Raw genomic sequence first — 21,277 nt, forward strand, 5'->3', positions numbered from 1 at the left:
TAATTTAGTTAGTTTACCAACCTGTTGTTTGCTTTAAATTAGTATTAATTCCAAGTTCTTGTTCAGGTATTGGTAATATGTAATGTTTTGAAGGATCAAAATCATTATAACCATCAAAATAACTAAAAGAAGCATGTAATGTATTCTTTCTAATATCTAGATTTGCTGGTTCATCACCACTTAATGGAATTCCATCAGGTCCTAAATTTGGCTCTCCATAAATAGACCAATCTTCATTTACAAAATTAGCATCTGTGCTCAAACTTTGCATCATTATTCTAGTTCCTGAAACTTTTTCAGCTAACTTACCCCATCTTACAAGGTCATATTTTCTATGTCCTTCAAAACATAATTCTAACAAACGCTCTTCTTGAATTAATTCATCAGAAATCTCCATTAATGGAGTTGCTTTTGCTCTATTTCTTACTTTATTAACAGCATCTAATGCAACTGTTGAACCTGGATTTATTTTATTTTCCGCTTCGGCATACATTAACAATACATCAGAAAATCTTAAAATTGGCCAATGGTGTGGTCCATAACTTGTGTTGGAATTATTACTTTCTAAAAATCTACGGTATTTAGAAGCTGGATATCTAAACTGTGTGTTGATAGTTTTAAAATTACAATTGTTTCCACGTGGCACATAATATGGAGAAGTATTCCACATACCTCTTTCATCTGAAGGATCTGATCTGTATTTTAATATTAAAGAGATAGTTGCATAAGTTATTGAATATCCTTTTCCACAACCTTCATCTTCTACTAAAAATCCAAATGCTGAACCTAATTTTGATGATTGATTATTATCTAAATTTGCAAATGAAAAACCAATTTGAAAAATAGTTTCATTTTTGTCGTATTGCTCCATTGCTAGCTGATCGAATACATCTTGGTAGCTAGGATTTAAAGAATAAAAAGGATCATCTACAATTTTTTTACTCCATTCTTTAGATTTTTCATAAGCACCTACTTCATTAAACGGTTCACCTGCAATGTATAAATATGCTCTGGCTAATAAACCTCTTGCAGCACCTTTACCTGGTCTGCCCGGAGTTGCTTCTGCATCAGTTGGTAAATGTTGTTCTGCATATTCTAAATCTGAAATTATTTGCTTGTACACATCTAAACCTGAAGTTCTTGGTAATAATTGTTTTGATGTTTCCTCTAAAGGCATTGGAACACCTTCAATACCTCCAAAAGCCTTTTGTAAGTCAAAATAAACAAACGCTCTTAAAAAACGCCCGTCTGCTAAAAACACTTGTTTAACATTTTCATCTAACTTAGATTCTGCAAGATTTGCTAAGTAGGTGTTTGTTGCACTAATTGCTTCATAATATCCTCCCCAGGTTCTATTTAAACTTGGATCCGATGCAGTAAAGTTATTTTTAAGAAAACCTTTAGTTCCTTTTCTGTTATAATGTCCTTCATCGGTAAAATTTGTTGGATACTGTGCATTTATTTCTGCTTGTCTATAAACTGCAACAATACGGCTGTATGCCCCCGCTAAACCAGCTAAAGCTCCTGACTCTGTATTATATAAGTTATCAGAAGAAATATTATCACTCTGAGGTATTTCTAATTGATCATCACAGCCCTGCAAAAATAAGGCTGTAAAGATTACTAAAATTATAAATTTAATTTTCATGATTGTATTTTTTTAAAATGATACTTGTAGTCCTAAACTTATTGTTCTATGCTTTGGATAAGCTGAGTAGTCAATTCCTGGTGTAAGTAGTGAATTACTAACTGAAACATCTGGATCGAAACCACTATAGTCTGTCCAAGTAATTAGATTTTGAGCGGATACAAATAACTCTAAACTGCTTAATTTAATTTTATCTAATGCTGTTTTCGGAAATCTATAAGTTGCATTTACTGTTTTTAATCTTATATAAGAACCATCTTCAACAATCCTAGAAGAAATATCTTCAAAACCTTGTCCTCCTGCTCTGTGCATATCTGTGTCCATATTTTCAGGAGTCCATCTATCCAATACAGATGCTAATTGATTTTGCCCAGCAACTGTCATTCCTTCAAATACCAATCTATTTGCATTTAAAATATCGTTACCATAAGACCATTGTAAAAACGCACTTAATTCAAAGTTTTTGTAAGTAAATGTATTTCCAAAACCACCAAAATGTTTGGGTAAAGCATTACCTATTATTGTTTTATCAGCTCCATTAATTTGACCATCTCCATTTAAATCTTTATATTTTTCATCTCCTGGCTGGTGTGCTTTATAATATGGTTGACCACTTGCCAATGTATGTGTAGCCGCTGTAGGGTCGTAATTTTCAAAATCATTTGGTTGATAAACACCATCCGAAATATAACCATATATATTTCCTAAAGGTTTTCCTTCTTCAACAATAAATTGGTTAGAACTATATCTCCAGTAATAATTTGGTTTTCCAAAAATTGGTTTACCCTCTGGTAGCGAAACTATAGTATTTTGGTTGAATGAAATGTTAAAATCACTTGTCCATTTAAAATCTTTAGTTGAAACATTTACTGTATTTAAAGCAAACTCTAAACCTTTATTTCTAACTTGGCCTGAGTTAGTCCAAATTGAAGAAAACCCTTGAGATAATGCTGCATCGGCATTGATTAACAAATCTTTAGTATCTTTTTGGTATGCTTCAACAGCTAATGAAATTCTGTTATCTAAAAATCCAACATCTATACCTACATTAAATTGTTCTGTAGTTTCCCAGAAAAGGTTTGGATTTGCACCAAAACTTGTTGGCCTCTGTCCTTGGATAGTTTCTCCATCAAAGAAATAAGAAGAGTTTGAATCCGTTAAAAACTCAAAACGTGCAGAACCTGGAATTCTATCGTTTCCTGTTTTACCGTATCCTGCTTTAAATTTTAATTGAGAAAAAATGTTTAAATCTTTAATAAAACTTTCTTCATCAGCTTTCCAAGAAACTGCTGTTGATGGGAAATATCCAATTCTATTTTGTTCTGGAAAATTAGACGACCCATCTCGTCTAATAGATGCTGTAAATAAGTACCTGTCTTTATAAGAATAATTTAGTCTTCCTAATACAGAAAAAATTCTTGACTCACTATCACCGTGGTTATCATCTCCATCATCTAAAGTTCCACCGTCGATCGAATTTATTCCTAATCCTTCTAAATATTGAGGAATATCTATTGATCTAACAAAAGTACTTGTATACTTTCTAACATTTAAAGTGATACCCGCAAGCGCATTTATAGAGTGATCGTTAAATTTCCTTTTATAAGTTAGTGTATTTACATTAGAGAAATTTTTCCAACGTCGATTAGAAATAGATCCATTAATACCGTCTATTTTATTTACTAGTCTACCATAAACAGTTTTACTATTGTTAAATGTTCCAACATTTCTAAACTGTGAACTAAAACTTCCTTTAGTTTCAAGAATTAAATTTGAAGTAACTTTATATTTTAAACCTAGGTTTGCAATAAATTGATCTGTTTCGCTTCTTCTATACTCATTTTTTAATGAAACAATTGGGTGCCAACTTACAATATTAACTAAATCATAATCATCATTAACATCGTTTAATTGATCAAAGTCTCCATAATCTCTAAATTTATTTAAAACTGGTGCGTAAGAAACTAGGTTTCTCATAAATGAATATGACGATGTTCCTTTAGTATTTAAACCATCTTGAATATAATTAGTGTAAATTACATCTGTAGAAACATCTAATTTTTCATTTACTTTATGGTTTAGAGTCACTCTCCCATTTATTCTATTATATTCAGATTTTAATAATGAACCTTGATCTTCGATAGCGTTTAAAGAAGCATTAAATCTTGTTTTGTCACCTCCACTAGATATTTTAAGCTTATGACTTTTTGAATATGCAGTTCTAAAACCTTCATCTTGCCAGTTATTTCCTTGTACATTTTTATAATCTTCAAGCCCACCTACAATCTCATTTTGTTGTGTTTCTTCATTAAAAAGAGTGAAAAATCTACTTTCTGTACTACTTTCATTTATTTCTAAACCAAGTTTTATATATTCATAAGCATCTAAAACATCTAATTTTTTAGAAACGTCTTTAACATCTAATCTTGTTTCGTAAGAAATTTTAGTTTTCCCTAATTTTGCTTTCTTTCCTGTAATAATAATTACACCATTGGCTCCGCGAACACCATAAATTGCTGTTGCAGAAGCATCTTTTAAAACACTTATAGATTCTATATCTGATGGGTCAATTAGACCAGGATTAAAGTTTTCCATAATAAAACCATCTACCACATATAAAGGAGAGTTGTCTCCATTTACTGTGTTTCCACCTCTAATAACAATGTTAAGACCTGAACCAGGTTGCCCATCACCCGCACTTACCTGAACACCTGCAACTCTACCTGCCATAGCTTGATCGAAATTAGCAACAGGAGCAGCTTTTAGTTGCTCCATTTTAACAGTAGCAACAGATCCAGTTACATCTTTTCTTTGTACAGAACCATACCCAATAATAACCGTTTCTTCCAGTTGATTAACATCTGGTGATAATTGCACATTAATAATTGTTTGCCCTTTTATTTCAATAGTTACCGTTTTGTAACCAAGGTAACTAAAGGTTAATGCTCCACCCGTTTTAACTTGTAGCACGTAATTTCCATCAAAATCTGAAGTTACTCCGTTTTGTGTTCCAGTTTCTAAAACGCTTGCTCCAGGAAGTGGGGCACCTATCTCATCTGTAATAACACCTTTTATTGTTGTTGCTTGTGCATAAATTGCCGTATTACACAAACCTGTAAAAAACAGCATTGCAAAAATTAATTTGCGTAGTGTTTGTTTTGTTAAGTTAAATTTAGTTTTCATTTGTAATGTTTATAGTTTCATTAATTTATGATACCCAAAACTACATTTAATTACCTCAAATCACAGGGGATTTAAGGTTCAATAAACAGGTGTTTATTGTTCATTTTTTATTTTTACAGAGACTCAAACCCTTTAAATTACTGAATAACAACCCCTAATAAAACTAAGAGATTCGAACTAAATATTTAAGATTTAATTGTTATTAACCTTTTTTAGAATAATTCTTTCTATAATTAGAAGGCAATTCATCAAATTGTTTTTTAAACACTTTTCTAAAGTATTTCAGATCATTAAAACCAACTTCGTAAGCAATCTCAGATACGTTCAAATCTGTTTGTGAAAGTAATTGTCCAGCTCGTTTTAATTTTATAGTTCTTACAAATTCTGAAATAGATTGATCTGTAATTGCCTTAAACTTTCTGTATAAAACAGACCTGCTCATATTCATTTGTTCGGTAAAAACATTTACATTAAAATCAATATCCGACACGTTGTTTTCAACAATTTCAATGGCTTTTTTAAGAAATAATTCATCTGCAGATGTAATTGTAAGTTCTTTAGGTTTTAAAATAATGTCTTTTTTAAACTTGCTAATCAAATTTTTTCTTGAATTTAATAGATTATCAACTCTAACCTCTAAAATAGTTGCGTCAAAAGGTTTTGTAATATAGGCGTCTGCGCCGTATTTATAACCTTCTTTTCTATGAATTGGTGATGTTTTTGCCGTTAGTAAAATTATTGGGATATGACTGGTAAGTATATCTGTTTTAATAGTTTTACATAACTGAAAACCATCCATTACTGGCATCATTACATCGCTAATAATTAAATCTACAGGGTTTTTCTTGGCAATTAAAACACCTTCTTCACCATTTGAAGCATCTTTAACATTATATTTAGAGTTAAAAATATTGATAATAAAATCTCTAACCTCTTGATTATCTTCAACTATTAATAAAGTAGATGCGTTTTCATTTAATTTGGTTGTTTTATGCTCTATCTCTTTTGCTTTTGCTAATTCTTTTTGAACAAAAATAGGTTTATCAAATACCTCATTTGTAGTATCTTCTTCTACCTCATTAACACATTGTTCTGAATTTAAATGATTTTTACCCAAAGGAATAAACACTGAAAAACAAGTACCGTTTTCTATCGAACTTGTAACTTCTATTTTTCCTTTATGAAGTTCAACTAAACTTTTTGCCAAGGACAAACCGATTCCGGTTCCTGTTTGCACCCCTTTTTGATTGAGTTGATAAAAACGATCAAATATAAAATCGATATGCTCGTCTGAAATTATTTGCCCAAAATTTATAATTTCAATTTTTAAAAATTCCTTATTCTCAAAGGTTTCTTTTAAAACATTAATAAACAAATTGTTATTTGCATCGGTAAATTTAAACGCATTTGAAAGTAGGTTTAAAAGTACTTTTTTTATTTTTATTTTATCAAACCAAACTTCTATTACCGGATTTGAGACCGTTAGTTTATAGTTTATATTTTTTTGAATTGCCAATTCTTCAAAAGATAATTTTATATTTTCAATAAAAGGAATAATATTACTTTCTGAAGCATATAGTTTTAACTTACCATCGTCACTTTTTCTAAAATCCAATAATTCATTTATTAATTGCAGTAAGATATTGGTATTTCTTTGAATTGTTTCTAAATTTCTTTTAACAAAAGTATTGCTGCCTTTTTGTTTTAATAATTGTTCTACAGGTCCAATTATTAGAGTTAATGGTGTTCTAAAATCATGTGAAATATTTGTAAAGAGCTGCAACTTTAATTTATTTACTGCTGCTAATCTTTCTTTATCTAGTTTTTCTCTTTTTAGCTCATTCTTTTCATTAATTCTAGTAATTGCAAATTTTCTAGCATAATAAAACATTATGCTAAAAATAAATAAATAAATTAAATAAGCCCACCAAGTTCTCCAAGGTGCGGGTAATATTGAAATATTGATTGAATCTCCTTTTTCATTCCATAATCCATTATTGTTAGAAGCTTTTACTTGAAACGTATAGTCGCCTTTGTCTAAATTTGTATAGGTTGCAGACTTATTATTGCCTATATAATTCCATTCAGTATCAAAACCTATTAATTTATAAGCATAATTATTTTTATTTGGTTGTGAGAAGCTTAGTGCTGTAAAATTTAGACTAAAATCGTTTTGATTGTATTTTAATTCAATTTTATTAATAGAATCTGTAATATTTAAAAAAGGTTTATTACTTACGTTTATTGCATAAATATCTACTGAAGGAATAAAATTATTTTCTATAATAGTATTCGGATTAAAGAAATTAAGTCCGTTAGCACCACCAAACATTAATATACCGTTTTTGGTTTTTAAAAAAGATCCATAATTAAATTCATTACCTTGTAAACCATCAGATTCATCGAAATTTTTAAAGGTTTTTAAGTGTAAATCAAATCTGCTAATGCCATAATTTGTGCTAATCCAAATATTATTGTTTTCGTCTGGTAAAATTCCATAAATCACTTCATTAGGCAACCCTTCAGCAATTCCATATTTTGTTGTTTTATTAGTTTCAGTATCGTAAAAATAAAGTCCTTGTCCTTCTGTTCCAATCCAATAATTTGAATCTATTTCCAATACACAATTTACAGCTCTATCTATATTATTTTTATTTACGGAAGGGTTGTAGTTGATTGCCGTTTTTTTATAGGTATTCACATCAATTTTTTCGAGTCCAGTTGAACCACCTACTAAAATTTTGTTTGGTGTTTTTGATTTTATAATAGTTGAAACAGATTTTAAATCTGAATCAAGTTTTGTAAAAACTTTAGTTGAGGTATTGTATTTAATTAAACCTTTTGTTGAAGTTCCTAACCAAATATTGTTATTATCATCTTCAAACAGAGCTATAATTCTATAATCTTTAACTTCTTCAAAAGTTTTATTATTTAATGAATGTTTAAATTTAAAAGGCTTTGTAGAAGTTTCTAAAAAATTTAGCCCCCCATCGTGAGTTCCTATCCAAAAATTATTATTGTGATCTTTTATTATAGATTTGATATTATTTGAACTTATACTTTTTATATTATTTGGATTGTGTTTATAGTATTTAAACTTTCCTGTTTTTTTATTATAAACATTAAGGCCACCTCCTTCAGTTCCAATCCACAATTCATTATCTCCATAATCAACAATAGAACTAATTACTTTATAATTTAACATACGGTTGTTGACTCCGGCGGACAGTAGCTTGAAATTATCGTAACTTTTATCGTAAAAATTAATACCTCCAGCCCAAGTTCCTATCCAAATATCACCTCTAGAATCTTTTACTATTTTATAAATTGAGTTTTGACTTAAACTTTTTGGATCGTTATCATTATGCTGAAAATGTCTTAGTTTATTATTTTTAGTATTCAATATATACAAACCAGTATAAGTACCAATCCATAATTCACCATCAAAACCTTCACATATAGTTCGAACAGCACTAGTTATTACATTCTTATCTTTTATTTTATAATCTGTAAATTGATTATTTTTATTACTATAAATAGCCAAACCATTACTATAACCCAACCAAATTTCACCCTTACTATCTGTAAACAAAGTTGGTGCATTATTTAAATGTGATTCTTTAGTTACATTTTTAGGGTACAACAGGTGTTTAATATTAAATGTTTCTAGATCTAAAACATCTATGGACTCCATAGTTATAACAATTAGTTTTTTATCACTTATTTTTAAAAGACCCCTAACTCTGTTATCACTTATTGAATTAACATTATTTTTAGAGTTTTTAAAATGTGTAAAACTATTTGTAGTTATATTTAATTTATCTAGACCATTATTTGTAGCAATCCATAATGATGCATCTTCTAGTTGAGTTAAATCCCAAATTTCATTGTCCGAAATACTTTCTTCTGATTTAGAATGTTTAAACTGCTTAAAATTATTGTTCTTAGCGTTGTATTTATTTAATCCGTCCTTAGTACCAATCCATAAATTTCCGTAAGTATCTTCAAAAATTGCAGTTATCCAACTATGAGATAAACTTGTACTGTCTGCAGAATTGTGCCTATAGGTTACAAATTTAGTGCCATCATACTTATTTAAACCATCTCTGGTACCAAACCATAAATAACCTTTTTTATCTTGTAAAATTGTAACAACAGAACTCTGAGACAGACCTTCTTTTGATGAAAAATGCTTGAATTTTAAATTATTAGGTACACCTTCAATTTCTTGTCCATTTATTAAAGTAAATGGCTGTATTATAAAAAGAAGTAATAAAAAAATAAAATTCTCTAGCTTGCTCATTATAAAAACTTTATAAAATAATCTTTTGTGATGAATTTCTTATAATTAACTTTGGTTCCAAAATTTTAGTATATCCTTCTTTAATAGTAGTTTTCTGCTCAATTTGCTTAAATAATAAGGTAGCTGCTACCGTTCCCATTTTAAAATCACTTTGACTAATAGTTGATAAAGATGGCTCTATTACCGCTGAAATTTGTTCATTACTAAAGCCAACAAATGCAATTTCGTCCGGTATCTTAACACCTTTATCTTTTAGATATATCATAGCGCTAATTGCCGCTACATCATTTGCAGAAAACACAGCATCTACTTTTGACAAATCTAGTATTTTTTTAGCATTTTCAATACCATCACTTTTCATTAAATTAGATGCTATAATATAATTAAAATCAATTGTCAAATTATATTTTTTTAAAGCTGCTAAATAACCATTTTTCCTTCTTTTATATAATTCAGAATGCTGTGGGCCAGAAAAATGAACAATATTTTTACACCCATTTAAAATTAGGTGTTCTGTAGCTTCAAAACCAGCTTTAAAATCATCTATAATAACATTTGTATTTTCTTCAATATTGTAAGGTCTGTCAAAGAATATAATAGGAGTCTCATTTTGCTTACAATTATTAAAATCGTCTTTGCCTAAAGTTTGCGTTGAAACTGAAATTAAAATACCATCAACTCTATTAGACAGTAGGGTTTCAATTAGTTTTTGTTCTCGCTCCAAATTATCAAGAGATTGACAAATTATAACTTCATATCCAGCATCGTAAGCTGTTTCCTCAATTCCTGAAATTACTGAAGAAAAAAATTGTCTTGAAATTCTAGGCACAATTACTCCAATTGTATTTGTTTTATTAGTTCTTAACTTAGATGCCAAACTATTTCTTTGATATCCTAATTCAGTCGCTTTTTTTAGAATTTTATCTTTTGTTTTTTGTGTTACCCTAGAACTATTATTTAAAGCTCTTGAAACTGTAGAACTGTTTATTCCTAATTCTTTAGAAATGTCGTGTATTGTTATTTTTCCTTTTTTCATTCTAAAAATTAAATAATTTCAGTTCTTTTTGAATATTGTAAATGTAATGTTGTTGTTTAATCTGAACAAATATAGCTAATAAATTTTAAAATACAATCGATTGTATTTTAAAATAAAATGACTACTTTTACAAAAAATATGAATTATTATGAGCACAAATTATGATGTTAGGTACGCCTCAAGTCCAAAAGTGGTTAAACAATATGACACGCAACAATTAAGAGAAGAGTTTTTAATAAATAACTTAATGGAAGTAGGTAAAATTAATTTAACCTATACGCATTACGACAGGTATATTGCTGGGTCTGCAGTTCCTGTAAATCCATTAACTCTTAATACTATTGATCCATTAAAAGCTAAATACTTTTTAGAAAGAAGAGAATTAGGAATTATAAATGTTGGAGGACGTGGTACCGTTGAAGCTGATGGTAAAGTATATAAATTAGGTTTTAAAGACGCCTTGTATATTGGAAGTGGTACTAAAGAAGTTGTTTTTAAAAGTGACGATGCTACAAACCCAGCAAAATATTACATAAACTCTGCACCTGCACATACTAGTTATCCTACAAAACAAGTTAGTAAAGCTGAGGCAAATAAGTTAGAATTAGGTTCTTTAGAAACAGCAAATCATCGTACTGTAAATCAAATGATTATTGGAGGAATTGTTACTACGTGCCAATTACAAATGGGAATGACTGAACTTAAAACAGGAAGTGTTTGGAACACAATGCCTGCTCACGTGCACGATAGAAGAATGGAAGTGTATTTTTATTTAGACATCCCAGAAAATCAAGCAGTTTGCCATTTTATGGGAGAACCACAAGAAACACGTCATATTTGGATGGACAATCACCAAGCGGTAATTTCTCCACCTTGGTCAATTCATTCAGGTTCAGGAACAAGCAATTATACCTTTATTTGGGGTATGGCAGGTGAAAACCTAGATTATGCAGATATGGATGTTTGCAAAATAACCGATTTAAGATAAACTAATTAAAATAACATAAAATTATGTCAATAAATTTATTTGATTTAACAGGAAAAGTAGCTTTGGTTACTGGTGCGGTTCACGGTTTAGGAATGGCAATGGCTAAAGGTTTAGGTAATGCAGGCGCAACAATTGTTGTAAACAATTATTCAAAAGATGCTTTAGATGAAGCAGTCGCAGAATACAAAGCTTGTGGTTTAAACGCATATGGCTACGTGTTTGATGTAACCGATGAAAAAGCAGTTATAACAGCAATTGAAAAAATAGAAAAGGAAGTTGGACCTATAGATATTTTAGTAAACAATGCAGGTATTATTAAAAGAACTCCTATTGTAGATATGGAAGTTGAAGATTTTAAAACTGTAATTGATGTTGATTTAGTGGGACCATTTATTGTCTCTAAAAATGTTGCAAAAGGAATGATTAATAGAGGTGGTGGAAAAATTATAAACATCTGCTCTATGATGAGTGAATTAGGTAGAGACACAGTTAGTGCTTATGCAGCTGCAAAAGGCGGTTTAAAAATGCTAACCAAAAGTATGGCTACAGAATGGGCTAAATTTAATATTCAAACAAATGGAATTGGCCCTGGATATTTTGCAACGAGCCAAACTGCTCCAATTAGAGTAGATGGACATCCTTTTAACGAATTTATTATTAAAAGAACTCCTGCTGCACGTTGGGGAGCTCCAGAAGATTTGCAAGGTGCTGCTATATTTTTAAGCTCAAAAGCCAGTGATTTTGTGAACGGACATATTGTTTATGTTGATGGTGGAATATTAGCCACTATTGGAAAACCTTCTAATGAGTAAAAATTAGTTACAGTTTTAAATTAGCAGTTTTAAAAAAACATATTCCTAAAAATAATCTCTATACAATCTTGTAGGAAAATTGAAATCACTCGATTTGACAGTGTATGAGTTAATAAATATTTAACGTCACTTCGAGTGAATTTTGAGAAACAAAAAAATTTGTATCGAGAAACTTTTTATTTTAAATCAATATAAAATGAATACTCTTAAAAAAATTTCCCTTTTACTAGTTGCAACAGCATTCTTTTCTTGTAATCAAGAGAAAAAAGCTACAATTATTACCTTAAAAAATTCACTTCATTTAGAGCGTTCTTTTGAGACTATAGAATTAACAAAAGACTTTTTAAAAGTTACAGATTTAAGCAACTTAGGAATTAAAGATATTATTTCTAACAAATTAGAAGTAACACAATTAGTAGATTTTGACGGTGATGGAGTTATGGATAAATTATTATTTCAACCTGTATTAGAAGCTAATTCAGAAAAAAAATTCGAAATAATTAATCTTTCTAAAACCCATTTAGAAAAACCAACTGCCAAAGACTTATGTTACTCGCGTTTTGTACCTGAACGTACCGACGATTATACTTGGGAAAACAACAAAGTTGCTTTTAGAGTTTATGGCCCAACAGCTCAAAAAATGATAGAAGATAGTATTCCTGGAGGAACACTTTCTAGCGGTGTAGATGCGTGGTTAAAAAAAGTAGAATATCCAATTATTAACAAATGGTACAAAGAAACCTTGGTTGATAAAACAGGAAGCTACCACGAAGATACAGGTGAAGGTTTAGATAATTTTCATGTAGGTGTTAGTAGAGGTGTTGGTGGGATTGCAGTAAAAAGTAGAAACAACTATTACTTTTCTAAAAATTATATCGAATGGCGCACCATTACAACAGGACCAATTAGAACTAGTTTTTATTTAAATTATGAAGATTGGGATGCAAACGGAAATACCATTCAAGAGTCTAAAATTATTAGTTTAGATTTAGGAAGTAACTTTTCTAAATTTGAAACTTCTATTAATGGCAAAGCCAAAATTTCAGCAGGATTAACATTGCACGAAAAAGATGGTGAGGTTTCTGGAAATGCTAAAAATGGTTGGGTTAGCTACTGGCAACCACATCCAAATTCTGAAATTGGAACGGCAATAATTGCTCCTAAAAAGTATTTTGTAGATTTTGAAAAATACGATACCGACGAGAAAGATTTAAGCAACGCGTATGCACATTTAAATGTAATTGAAGGTAAAGTTGTGTACTATGCTGGTTTTGCTTGGAGTGAAAGCAAACAATTTCCTACAAAAGAACTCTGGGAACAACATTTAAATAAGATTTCCTTAAAAATTAACAATCCTATTTCAGTTGAAGTTCTGAATTGAAATTAAAAATCAATTAAAAAGGCCTTTGAATTTATATAATTTCAAAGGCTTTTTTTTACAGAAAAGAAGGAGTTCTAACCCTTGATGATTTCCTTATATTCATAAGAAATTCCGCAATCTAATATTTTTTTTTACTTCCTATTTATTGACCAATATGAGAATGGCTTACAGTACTTCTCAAGTATTTTAACTACATAATTTCGATTAAATATTCATAAAGTTGAGTTCTGAAACTTTTATATTTTTGATTGAACTCAAAAATTTCTTTTACTAAACATTCATAAGCCTCAAAATATCCTTCACTAAAACTAAAAACATCGCTATTTAAAATTTCAGTTACTTTACACTTATACCTTTCAATTTTTTCTTTAATAGTATTACTATTCTCATGCAATCTGTCGATATCTTCAAGGAATACTTGATGCCTTTCAAATAAATTAGGAATAGTTGATTTAAACAAGTTCGAATTTAGTAATGTTTTAAAAAAAAGTAGTTCCTTATTCATGAATTTCAAATCTGAAATCCAGATTGAAGAATCATAAATAACATCATTATAACTCTTGTTAATTTCAAAAGCCTTGTAAGAAACTATTGGATCCATAATGTTGTTTTTTTAATTCAAATGTAATTACGTCAAATTATAAACAATGAAAAATGATATTGCTCAATTTCACAAGGCATCATTTATAAATAGTAAGTTTATTTTATAAAATTGAGCAATATCATTTTATAAAATTTATAGTATTAATAGCTTTAATACATTAAACAAATTATATCAATAAAAAATTCAACTTAAAAAATAAAACCATGTCACTAAATTTTAATCAATACGCCGCCGATGCAAATTCTTTTATGAAAGAGTATGCTGAAAAATTAAATATTAAAGATAAAGACAAAGCTGGTCGCATTTTATCTGCAATATTACACGGTTTAAGAGAAGTTATTTCAACGGAAGAATCATTACAATTCATCGCTCAATTACCTATGTTTTTAAAAGCTGTATATGTAAACGGATGGTCTAGTCATAAAAAACAACGGGTTAAAAGCATGATTGAATTTATAGACCTTATAAATAGATTTGATGGTGTTACCGCTGTTAATGATTTTCAATCTGATGAGAAAACTATAAAATACATAAAAACAACATTTTTAGTTTTGAGAAAATACGTTTCACATGGCGAGTTGGAAGATATTAGAACGGAGCTACCTAAAGAATTAAAATCTTTAATTTTTGAAGAATTTCTATTTTAAACACCTAATTATGAGAGTCCACTAAAAAGCTTCCAAATAAATTGAAATAAAATTTGGTGCTATTATTTTAAAAGGAAATTTAAGATTGAGAGTAAGAAATAATTAAATATGAAATCATTAATAAAAAAATTTAGCGAAATAGGAATACATGATGTGACACTTGTTGGTGGTAAAAATGCCTCATTAGGTGAAATGTATAATGAATTGGTTCACGAAAATATTTCGGTTCCCAATGGATTTGCCACAACATCATTTGCCTTTAATTTATTTTTAGAGGAAAATAATTTACAGATTCCACTTAACAATCTTTTAAGCAAATTAAACAGACATAATTATTCCAATTTAAATGATATTGGTAAGCAAGCTAGAGAATTAATTTTAAAAGCTTCTTTTTCAGGTGAATTTTCAAAAGCCATTATCGATGCTTATAAAGTTTTATGCGAAGGCACCTATTTTGAAGTTGCCGTTAGAAGTAGTGCAACCGCCGAAGATCTTCCTGAGGCTAGTTTTGCAGGGCAACACGAATCTTTCCTAAATATTTTAGGTGAAAAAAAATTACTAACTGCTGTTAAAAATTGTTTCGCCTCTTTGTACACCAACCGGGCCATTAAATATCGAGAAGACAAAGGATTTATTCATAGTGATATTGCTATTTCTGTAGGTGTTCAAAAAATGGTGCGCTCAGATATTGGCTGCTCTGGTGTTGGATTTACCATAGAACCAGAATCTGGTTTTGAAAACATAATTCTACTCTCAGGAGTTTGGGGTTTGGGTGAAAATATTGTTCAAGGAACTGTTACACCTGATGAGTTTTATGTATTTAAACCAACTCTTAAGCTTGGTAAAAACGGGATCATTCAAAAAAAAATGGGTTCCAAAGAAAAAACAATGATTTATGCCGAATCTAACAGTCATTCTTCTTTGCTAAATCTTGAAACACCTTTAAACAAACAAAAACAATTTGTTTTAAATGATGATGAAATACAGCAACTTGCTAAATGGTCCTTAATAATTGAAGAGCACTATAAAAAAGCAATGGATATTGAATGGGCTAAAGACGGTGTTAACAATCAACTTTTTATCATACAAGCACGTCCTGAAACGGTGCATCAAACAAAAAATAAAAAAGTGTTTTTTGAATATAAATTGTTGAAAAAGAGCGAAATTCTTAGTACAGGAAATGCTGTTGGATCTAAAATAATTGTGGGTACAGCCAGGATTCTAAGTTCTCCTAAAGATGCGTTTAAATTGCAAGAAGGAGAAATTATTGTTACAAATACGATTACGCCTGATTGGGATCCAATACTAAAAAAATCGGGTGGAATTATTACAAATAAAGGAGGACGCACAAGTCACGCTTCAATTGTTGCAAGGGAATTAGGTGTGCCAGCGGTTGTTGGCTGCGGCGATGCTACTGAAACTATTTCAGATGGTCATGTAATTACTATTTCCTGTGCAGAAGGAAAAACAGGATACATTTACAAAGGTAACCTCCCTTTTGAAAAAACAGCACTTGATTTTTCAGCTATTAAAATGCCGAAAACTGAAATGAAATTAATTTTGGCAGATCCTGAAAAAGCATTTCAATTGGCTGCTTATCCAAATAACGGGGTTGGTCTATTACGCATGGAATTTATTATAACCCACAGCGTAAAAATTCATCCTATGGCTTTGATAAAATTTAATGAACTTAAAGATGCAAGTGCCAAAGAAAAAATTGAAAAACTAACCGAGAATTACACCAATAAAGAAGCCTATTTTATTGATAAGTTAGCAGAGGGAATTGCTACAATTGCGGCTGCTTTTTATCCGAAAGAAGTGATTGTTAGAATGAGTGATTTTAAAACCAATGAGTACGCAAATTTAATTGGAGGAAAACAATTTGAACCTAAAGAACAGAATCCTATGTTAGGTTTTAGAGGAGCCTCAAGGTACTATCATGACTTATATAAAGATGGTTTTGGATTGGAATGTAAAGCCATAAAAAAAGTTCGAGAACATATGGGTTTAAGCAACCTTAAAGTAATGATTCCTTTTTGTAGAACTGTTGAAGAAGGGAAAAAAGTAATTAAAATTATGACTGATTTTGAATTGGAACAAGGTAAAAATGGTTTGGAAGTTTATACTATGGTCGAAATACCTAGTAATGTAATTTTAGCGGAAGATTTTGCAACAATATTTGATGGATTTTCTATTGGTTCAAATGATTTAACACAACTTACATTAGGAGTAGATAGAGATTCCGAATTTATGAACGAATTGTTTGATGAACATGACAAAGCAGCTAAAACTATGATTGAAATGGCCATTGAAAAAGCTCATAAAACAAATACGAAAATAGGTTTTTGTGGACAAGCACCAAGTGATTTTCCAGATTTTGCTAAATTCTTAGTAGACAAAGGTATTGATAGTATTTCATTTAATCCTGATGCTTTGTTAAAAGGTATTGAAAACACCAACAAAGCTGAACAAAAAACGGCCAATCTTACGCATTAATTCAATTCATTATTTATGAAAAGTAAAACTTATGTATTGCCAATAACTTTAAAAAACAACTTATGAAAACTTCTAAATTTCATCCGCTACCTATAAAAACTTTTAAGACTTTAGCTGCAAATCATGCACTGCATTGTGTTTCTATATATCTTCCAATGAATAAAAAAGGGAAAGAACAAAATGAACGTTTAGCACAAGAAACATTAAAAGCATGTATTAAAAATGTGCATAAAACCCTAAAAGAATATCAACTAAGTACTACCGAAATAACTACTTATTTAAAACCAATAGAAGACCTTATTTCTGAGGTTGAATTATGGAGAAATCCTTCTGAAGGTTTGGCAATCTTTTTAGACAAAAAACGATTGAATTATTATACACTTCCTATTCCTTTTATAACCAAAACACAAGTAGCAAGTTCCTTTTATTTAACGCCGCTTCTCCACTTATATCAAGATGAAGAAATGTATTATTTACTTGAATTAAGTCAGGATTATGTAAAACTATATGAAGCTTCTACCTATGGTTTAACCAATCTTCACATTAAAAGTTTAGCGCCTGATACGTTGGAAAAAGCTGTTGGATTTGATTTCAAACAAAAAATGTTGCAATTTAGAAGTGGTCAGGATGCATTTAGTTCTGGAACCTTTCACGGACACGGTGAAGGTAAAGATGATGATAAAAAAGAAATCTCTAATTTTTTAAGGATAATTGACAAGGCAGTAAACAAAGCCATTAAAAACAACAAGGCACCTTTAGTTATTGCCAGTACAAATAACGTGTTTAACAGCTATAAGAAAATAAATACCTATCCAAACCTTTTTACTAAAAATTGTAAAGGTGATCCCGAATTTAAAAACAAAACGAAATTACATGAAGCCTCTTTAAAATTAATAAAACCATATTTCGAAGAAATTAAAAAACAGCAATTAACTCAATATCAGGAACTATACCATACACCAAAAGTTTCATACCAATTAAATGAAATTATTCCAGCTGCTATTTCAGGAAAAATAGATACTTTATTTGTTGAAAAGAACACAGATGAATTTGGACTGTACAATATAGAAAACGGAAAGCTAATACTTGATACTAAAAAAGAAATTCAAAATAGTTCACTTACCAACTTAGCTGCCGTGCAAACATTTTTAAACAAAGGAAATGTTTATGTCTTAGACGCTCAAGAAATGCCTGTAAAAGGCAGACCATTAAACGCCATTTTTAGATATTGAAATTGAACAATAATAAAACGCAAGTGTAATATTAAAAAATATTGAAATTGATCGAAACCATTTAACAACCCAGAAATCACTCCTAACTTGATAGTATCTGATTATTATTTTACGAAATTAGGTATGATTATTCATTCTTTAGAATCTAAAAACACTACGTCTAATGCAACTAAAAGTTAATAGAAAGAACATCGTTTTCAGTCCAAATTCTAGTCGAATAATTGCTCGCTTTAATTATTCTGGTGATGAAAAAAGTAAAGGAATTATTCTAAAAATTCTTGAACTATCAGAAGAGCAAGCAAAAGAAGAATTAGTAAAAATTCTTAGAGGCTATTCTAAGCGTCATAGAAATATTTCAGCAACATTTGAACATAATTTCAATAAGTTATCCCATATTTTAAAGGAACTAGATCTCAATACAAATAATATCAGCAATGTGATGAAAACACTCATTGGCTCCTATTTTACAAAAGAATACTCCATTGAATCGGCTGCATTTTTTAACCCATCTATGGTTGAAGATCCAGATCAAAGCGTGGTTCAAAAGGGAGAAAAAAGAGTCATTATAAGCTTTAGAGCTACTGGAGAAGGACATATTTCTTCCATTGTATTTAGAGGAGGGACACTTGACGAAGATTGTAATTTACACCTTGAAGAACCAGGTAAAATGATTAATGAGGCAAAAATTATAAAAAGACATGCATATAGTAAAAAAGATTTCCTCTTAGCACTCTCTGAATTGCATAAAGATGATAAAGATATTTCTTCCAAACTCTTTTCTAATCTTCCCGATAATTTTTCATATGGAGAATTGGAGCGAGCTGTAAAAAAAGTAAAAAAAGAACTTAATTTGTGTTTATCGGGTAAGATACTTTGTGATGAAATAATGTGGTTAGCATCTTCTCATTATGAAATTATATTTTCATTAGATACTGATATTTCCGAGAGAGTTATTTTTCCTATTTCTGATAATGAAAAAAATGGAATTGAAGATGCTCGGTTTGTAAAATTTACTGATGATAATGGCGAAATAACCTACTATGCTACCTATACTGCTTATGATGGAATAACAATTTTACCTAAATTAATGATGACTAAAAACTTTTACCATTTTAAAATTACACCAATAAATGGTAAAGTTGGTAGAAATAAAGGAATGGCATTATTTCCAAGAAAAATAAATGGTAAGTATGCAATGCTCTGTAGAATTGATGGGATAAATAACTATATCTCTTTTTCTAACGATTTAAATAGATGGAATGAGACCAAGTTATTACAAAAACCAAAATATCCCTGGGAATTTGTTCAGGTTGGAAACTGCGGTTCTCCCATTGAAACAAAAGATGGATGGCTGGTAATTACCCATGCGGTAGGTCAAATGAGAGAATATGTAATGGGTGCCTCATTATATGATTTAGAACATCCTGAGAAAGAAATTGGGCGATTGAAAATGCCATTAATGATTCCAAATGAAATGGAAAGAGAAGGTTATGTACCAAATGTTATTTATTCTTGTGGCTCAATAGTTCATAACGGTAAACTTTGTATTCCGTATGCAATGTCTGACTATGCTTCTTCGTTTGCAACTGTAAATTTAGAAGAACTACTCACTGAATTAAAAGGCAACAATAACTAAAGATTCATATCAATAATAATTCATAAAAAAATCTTTAATTCTGATAACAATCATATGCTAAAATGATGCTCATCATAAAATAATAGCTATTTAGCTCTTAAATTTGTTGTATAAATTAAAAGTTCTTTGAAAAAACACAGATTTACATTGTTTTTAAACAATCTGTAAATTATACTGAGGAGGTTTAGCTACTTTTTGATGGAAGTTGTAGTTATGATTCTAATTTTTAGAAGTAAAAATTTTTTGAAAGATTATTTCAATATCACTAAGTTTCCAAAGTCTTTTCAGGAGGAAACAGGAAGTTTAGGCTTCCTGTTTCTAAAAAAATAGATCTTCATTCTTGAAAAACGATGGAGATTGAAATGGAGGATTTAAAAGCGTTTGGTATGGCAAAATGGTTTTAATATTATTTTAAAAATAACTTGATGTTGAAATTGTTTGAAAGTATTAAAAAGCTATAAATGCTTCAGGAAACAGGAAGTTTAGGCTTCCTGTTTCTAAAAAAATAGATCTTCTTTTTTGAAAAATTATGAGGATTGAAAAGAAGGGTTAAGGTATTTAATAGTAACAAAAAACTAATTTCAGTTTTATTAAGTATAGGAATAACATAAGAAATTATGTAGTTATTATTAACATATTAAACCCTTCCGGAAACAGGAAGTTTCGACTTCCTGTTTTTTTGTGCCAATTACAAAAAAACACCAAGATAAACTTCACATTGTATTTAAATTTAATGAAAAAAATCATTTATTAATTACTTGAAATTGAGGAAAATCATTTCTTGAAATTGATATTAGAAATAAATTTGAGTAATTAATAAGTTTAATTTAAAAATATACAATTATGTCACTAGTAAGATTTAGAAAAAGTCCATTAGAAAATTTGCTCGCACCAGATTTTTTAGATTTTAACGTAGATAATCTGTTAAATGATAGATTATGGTTAAAAAAAATGAATGAACCAGCTTTGAATATCAAAGAAACTAAAGATGAGTTCGAAATTGAATTGGCCGCTCCTGGTTACAACAAAAAAGATTTTGAAGTTACCATTGATGATGGTTGCTTAAATATTTCTGCAAAGAAAGAAGAAACTAAAGAAGAAAAAGATGAAAATTACACTCGTAAAGAATTTAGTTATGCTTCTTTTGAAAGATCTTTACAATTACCTGATAGTATTGCTGATGAAAAAATAAAAGCGAAATACGACAATGGAATATTAAAATTTAGTTTAGCTAAAAAAGAAGAAGCAAAAAAACAAAAACCAAAAGTAATTGAAATTTCGTAATTTCTTTAAAAGGGAATCTATTGTAAT

13 protein-coding genes are annotated in these 21,277 nt (G+C 29.6%); 8 read left to right on the top strand and 5 right to left on the bottom strand.

The window, feature by feature from the left end:
- Positions 1–13: 13 nt before the first annotated feature.
- The 4 genes from IEW75_RS07735 to IEW75_RS07750 all read right to left on the bottom strand — a co-directional run bounded on the left by IEW75_RS07735 (position 14) and on the right by IEW75_RS07750 (position 10,170).
- The gene (locus IEW75_RS07735; protein ID WP_134248678.1) at positions 14–1,648 is read right to left on the bottom strand and encodes a RagB/SusD family nutrient uptake outer membrane protein; all 1,635 of its coding nucleotides are present in this window, start codon (positions 1,646–1,648) and stop codon (positions 14–16) included.
- A gap of 12 nt (positions 1,649–1,660) precedes the next feature.
- Positions 1,661–4,831 (bottom strand): SusC/RagA family TonB-linked outer membrane protein, encoded by a 3,171-nt coding sequence (locus tag IEW75_RS07740; RefSeq protein WP_134248677.1) that lies wholly within the window; start codon positions 4,829–4,831, stop codon positions 1,661–1,663.
- A 202-nt stretch (positions 4,832–5,033) separates the two neighbouring features.
- A complete protein-coding gene (locus IEW75_RS07745; RefSeq protein WP_134248676.1) occupies positions 5,034–9,134 on the bottom strand; it encodes a hybrid sensor histidine kinase/response regulator transcription factor in 4,101 nt (1,366 codons plus the stop codon).
- Between the two features lie 10 nt (positions 9,135–9,144).
- A complete protein-coding gene (locus tag IEW75_RS07750) occupies positions 9,145–10,170 on the bottom strand; it encodes a LacI family DNA-binding transcriptional regulator (protein WP_134248675.1) in 1,026 nt (341 codons plus the stop codon).
- A gap of 148 nt (positions 10,171–10,318) precedes the next feature.
- Here IEW75_RS07750 and kduI point away from each other — a divergent pair, with 148 nt between their 5' ends.
- From kduI to IEW75_RS07765, 3 genes are all read left to right on the top strand, one after another.
- A complete protein-coding gene (gene kduI / locus IEW75_RS07755; RefSeq protein WP_134248674.1) occupies positions 10,319–11,158 on the top strand; it encodes a 5-dehydro-4-deoxy-D-glucuronate isomerase in 840 nt (279 codons plus the stop codon).
- 23 nt (positions 11,159–11,181) lie between these two features.
- Entirely contained in the window at positions 11,182–11,970 is a 789-nt protein-coding gene (locus IEW75_RS07760) for a gluconate 5-dehydrogenase (RefSeq protein WP_134248673.1), read from the top strand.
- Between the two features lie 196 nt (positions 11,971–12,166).
- Complete coding sequence (locus IEW75_RS07765) at positions 12,167–13,351, top strand: BT3233 family polysaccharide utilization protein (RefSeq protein ID WP_134248672.1); 1,185 nt, start codon at positions 12,167–12,169, stop codon at positions 13,349–13,351.
- 190 nt (positions 13,352–13,541) lie between these two features.
- Here IEW75_RS07765 and IEW75_RS07770 read toward each other — a convergent pair whose 3' ends face one another.
- The gene (locus tag IEW75_RS07770; protein ID WP_134248671.1) at positions 13,542–13,952 is read right to left on the bottom strand and encodes a hypothetical protein; all 411 of its coding nucleotides are present in this window, start codon (positions 13,950–13,952) and stop codon (positions 13,542–13,544) included.
- A gap of 206 nt (positions 13,953–14,158) precedes the next feature.
- On the opposite strand from IEW75_RS07770, the gene IEW75_RS07775 reads away from it, so the two are divergent.
- The 5 genes from IEW75_RS07775 to IEW75_RS07795 all read left to right on the top strand — a co-directional run bounded on the left by IEW75_RS07775 (position 14,159) and on the right by IEW75_RS07795 (position 21,250).
- Entirely contained in the window at positions 14,159–14,602 is a 444-nt protein-coding gene (locus tag IEW75_RS07775) for a DUF2267 domain-containing protein (protein ID WP_134248670.1), read from the top strand.
- Positions 14,603–14,710: 108 nt separating this feature from the next.
- Complete coding sequence (gene ppsA / locus IEW75_RS07780; protein ID WP_134248669.1) at positions 14,711–17,098, top strand: phosphoenolpyruvate synthase; 2,388 nt, start codon at positions 14,711–14,713, stop codon at positions 17,096–17,098.
- Between the two features lie 62 nt (positions 17,099–17,160).
- On the top strand, positions 17,161–18,330 hold the full coding sequence (locus IEW75_RS07785) for a baeRF7 domain-containing protein (protein ID WP_134248668.1): 1,170 nt from the start codon (positions 17,161–17,163) through the stop codon (positions 18,328–18,330).
- 163 nt (positions 18,331–18,493) lie between these two features.
- Positions 18,494–19,966 carry a glycoside hydrolase family 130 protein gene (locus IEW75_RS07790; protein WP_134248667.1) on the top strand — a complete coding sequence of 491 codons (1,473 nt, stop codon included), beginning with the start codon at positions 18,494–18,496 and terminating at the stop codon, positions 19,964–19,966.
- An 843-nt stretch (positions 19,967–20,809) separates the two neighbouring features.
- Positions 20,810–21,250 (top strand): Hsp20/alpha crystallin family protein, encoded by a 441-nt coding sequence (locus IEW75_RS07795; protein WP_134248666.1) that lies wholly within the window; start codon positions 20,810–20,812, stop codon positions 21,248–21,250.
- The last annotated feature ends 27 nt before the right edge of the window (positions 21,251–21,277 follow it).

Source organism: Lutibacter litoralis, assembly GCF_014646675.1.
GTDB lineage: Bacteria > Bacteroidota > Bacteroidia > Flavobacteriales > Flavobacteriaceae > Lutibacter > Lutibacter litoralis.

What these genes read in the sequence shown, in the direction of transcription:
- IEW75_RS07735 (WP_134248678.1), bottom strand. Translation starts at nt 1,648, where the DNA reads ATGAAAATTAAATTTATAATTTTAGTAATCTTTACAGCCTTATTTTTG.
- IEW75_RS07740 (WP_134248677.1), bottom strand. Translation starts at nt 4,831, where the DNA reads ATGAAAACTAAATTTAACTTAACAAAACAAACACTACGCAAATTAATT.
- IEW75_RS07745 (WP_134248676.1), bottom strand. Translation starts at nt 9,134, where the DNA reads ATGAGCAAGCTAGAGAATTTTATTTTTTTATTACTTCTTTTTATAATA.
- IEW75_RS07750 (WP_134248675.1), bottom strand. Translation starts at nt 10,170, where the DNA reads ATGAAAAAAGGAAAAATAACAATACACGACATTTCTAAAGAATTAGGA.
- kduI (WP_134248674.1), top strand. Translation starts at nt 10,319, where the DNA reads ATGAGCACAAATTATGATGTTAGGTACGCCTCAAGTCCAAAAGTGGTT.
- IEW75_RS07760 (WP_134248673.1), top strand. Translation starts at nt 11,182, where the DNA reads ATGTCAATAAATTTATTTGATTTAACAGGAAAAGTAGCTTTGGTTACT.
- IEW75_RS07765 (WP_134248672.1), top strand. Translation starts at nt 12,167, where the DNA reads ATGAATACTCTTAAAAAAATTTCCCTTTTACTAGTTGCAACAGCATTC.
- IEW75_RS07770 (WP_134248671.1), bottom strand. Translation starts at nt 13,952, where the DNA reads ATGGATCCAATAGTTTCTTACAAGGCTTTTGAAATTAACAAGAGTTAT.
- IEW75_RS07775 (WP_134248670.1), top strand. Translation starts at nt 14,159, where the DNA reads ATGTCACTAAATTTTAATCAATACGCCGCCGATGCAAATTCTTTTATG.
- ppsA (WP_134248669.1), top strand. Translation starts at nt 14,711, where the DNA reads ATGAAATCATTAATAAAAAAATTTAGCGAAATAGGAATACATGATGTG.
- IEW75_RS07785 (WP_134248668.1), top strand. Translation starts at nt 17,161, where the DNA reads ATGAAAACTTCTAAATTTCATCCGCTACCTATAAAAACTTTTAAGACT.
- IEW75_RS07790 (WP_134248667.1), top strand. Translation starts at nt 18,494, where the DNA reads ATGCAACTAAAAGTTAATAGAAAGAACATCGTTTTCAGTCCAAATTCT.
- IEW75_RS07795 (WP_134248666.1), top strand. Translation starts at nt 20,810, where the DNA reads ATGTCACTAGTAAGATTTAGAAAAAGTCCATTAGAAAATTTGCTCGCA.